The 3025-nt window shown below is 53.1% G+C and carries 1 rRNA gene; it reads left to right on the forward strand.

The window, feature by feature from the left end:
- The first annotated feature begins 79 nt into the window (after positions 1-79).
- Positions 80-3009 (forward strand): 23S ribosomal RNA (locus SB847_RS20375).
- Positions 3010-3025 lie beyond the last annotated feature (16 nt).

Consider the following 3025-nt stretch of genomic DNA (forward strand, 5'->3'; position numbering starts at 1 on the left):
TGTTCTTTGAAAACTAGATAACAGAAGTAATTCACATTCAATTAGTAATGCAAGATATCACGTAGTGATTCTTTTTAACGGTTAAGTTAGAAAGGGCGCACGGTGGATGCCTTGGCACTAGGAGCCGATGAAGGACGGGACGAACACCGATATGCTTCGGGGAGCTGTAAGCAAGCTTTGATCCGGAGATTTCCGAATGGGGAAACCCACCACTCGTAATGGAGTGGTATCCATATCTGAATACATAGGATATGAGAAGGCAGACCCGGGGAACTGAAACATCTAAGTACCCGGAGGAAGAGAAAGCAAATGCGATTCCCTGAGTAGCGGCGAGCGAAACGGGACCAGCCCAAACCAAGAGGCTTGCCTCTTGGGGTTGTAGGACACTCTGTACGGAGTTACAAAGGAACGAGGTAGATGAAGAGGTCTGGAAAGGCCCGCCATAGAAGGTAACAGCCCTGTAGTCAAAACTTCGTTCTCTCCTGAGTGGATCCTGAGTACGGCGGAACACGTGAAATTCCGTCGGAATCCGGGAGGACCATCTCCCAAGGCTAAATACTCCCTAGTGACCGATAGTGAACCAGTACCGTGAGGGAAAGGTGAAAAGCACCCCGGAAGGGGAGTGAAAGAGATCCTGAAACCGTGTGCCTACAAGTAGTCAGAGCCCGTTAACGGGTGATGGCGTGCCTTTTGTAGAATGAACCGGCGAGTTACGATCCCGTGCAAGGTTAAGCAGAAGATGCGGAGCCGCAGCGAAAGCGAGTCTGAATAGGGCGAATTGAGTACGTGGTCGTAGACCCGAAACCAGGTGATCTACCCATGTCCAGGGTGAAGTTCAGGTAACACTGAATGGAGGCCCGAACCCACGCACGTTGAAAAGTGCGGGGATGAGGTGTGGGTAGGGGTGAAATGCCAATCGAACCTGGAGATAGCTGGTTCTCTCCGAAATAGCTTTAGGGCTAGCCTCAAGGTAAGAGTCTCGGAGGTAGAGCACTGATTGGACTAGGGGCCCCTACCGGGTTACCGAATTCAGTCAAACTCCGAATGCCGATGACTTATCCTTGGGAGTCAGACTGCGAGTGATAAGATCCGTAGTCGAAAGGGAAACAGCCCAGACCGCCAGCTAAGGTCCCAAAGTATACGTTAAGTGGAAAAGGATGTGGAGTTGCTTAGACAACCAGGATGTTGGCTTAGAAGCAGCCACCATTTAAAGAGTGCGTAATAGCTCACTGGTCGAGTGACTCTGCGCCGAAAATGTACCGGGGCTAAACGTATCACCGAAGCTGCGGACTGTTCTTCGAACAGTGGTAGGAGAGCGTTCTAAGGGCTGTGAAGCAAGACCGGAAGGACTTGTGGAGCGCTTAGAAGTGAGAATGCCGGTATGAGTAGCGAAAGAGGGGTGAGAATCCCCTCCACCGAATGCCTAAGGTTTCCTGAGGAAGGCTCGTCCGCTCAGGGTTAGTCGGGACCTAAGCCGAGGCCGAAAGGCGTAGGCGATGGATAACAGGTTGATATTCCTGTACCACCTCCTCACCATTTGAGCAATGGGGGGACGCAGGAGGATAGGGTAAGCGCGGTATTGGATATCCGCGTCCAAGCAGTTAGGCTGGGAAATAGGCAAATCCGTTTCCCGTGAAGGCTGAGCTGTGATGGCGAGCGAATTATAGTAGCGAAGTTCCTGATTCCACACTGCCAAGAAAAGCCTCTAGCGAGGTGAGAGGTGCCCGTACCGCAAACCGACACAGGTAGGCGAGGAGAGAATCCTAAGGTGATCGAGAGAACTCTCGTTAAGGAACTCGGCAAAATGACCCCGTAACTTCGGGAGAAGGGGTGCTCTGTTAGGGTGCAAGCCCGAGAGAGCCGCAGTGAATAGGCCCAGGCGACTGTTTAGCAAAAACACAGGTCTCTGCGAAGCCGTAAGGCGAAGTATAGGGGCTGACGCCTGCCCGGTGCTGGAAGGTTAAGAGGAGCGCTTAGCGTAAGCGAAGGTGCGAATTGAAGCCCCAGTAAACGGCGGCCGTAACTATAACGGTCCTAAGGTAGCGAAATTCCTTGTCGGGTAAGTTCCGACCCGCACGAAAGGCGCAACGATCTGGGCACTGTCTCAACGAGAGACTCGGTGAAATTATAGTACCTGTGAAGATGCAGGTTACCCGCGACAGGACGGAAAGACCCCGTGGAGCTTTACTGCAGCCTGATATTGAATGTTGGTACAGCTTGTACAGGATAGGTAGGAGCCTTGGAAACCGGAGCGCCAGCTTCGGTGGAGGCATCGGTGGGATACTACCCTGGCTGTATTGACCTTCTAACCCGCCGCCCTTATCGGGCGGGGAGACAGTGTCAGGTGGGCAGTTTGACTGGGGCGGTCGCCTCCTAAAAGGTAACGGAGGCGCCCAAAGGTTCCCTCAGAATGGTTGGAAATCATTCGCAGAGTGTAAAGGCACAAGGGAGCTTGACTGCGAGACCTACAAGTCGAGCAGGGACGAAAGTCGGGCTTAGTGATCCGGTGGTTCCGCATGGAAGGGCCATCGCTCAACGGATAAAAGCTACCCCGGGGATAACAGGCTTATCTCCCCCAAGAGTCCACATCGACGGGGAGGTTTGGCACCTCGATGTCGGCTCATCGCATCCTGGGGCTGTAGTCGGTCCCAAGGGTTGGGCTGTTCGCCCATTAAAGCGGTACGCGAGCTGGGTTCAGAACGTCGTGAGACAGTTCGGTCCCTATCCGTCGCGGGCGCAGGAAATTTGAGAGGAGCTGTCCTTAGTACGAGAGGACCGGGATGGACGCACCGCTGGTGTACCAGTTGTTCTGCCAAGGGCATCGCTGGGTAGCTATGTGCGGACGGGATAAGTGCTGAAAGCATCTAAGCATGAAGCCCCCCTCAAGATGAGATTTCCCATTCCGCAAGGAAGTAAGATCCCTGAAAGATGATCAGGTTGATAGGTCTGAGGTGGAAGTGTGGCGACACATGGAGCTGACAGATACTAATCGATCGAGGACTTAACCAATTTGAATGTATGCTTA

This window comes from Bacillus sp. SIMBA_026 (genome assembly GCF_046535335.1).
GTDB classification, from domain to species: Bacteria; Bacillota; Bacilli; order Bacillales; family Bacillaceae; genus Bacillus; species Bacillus velezensis.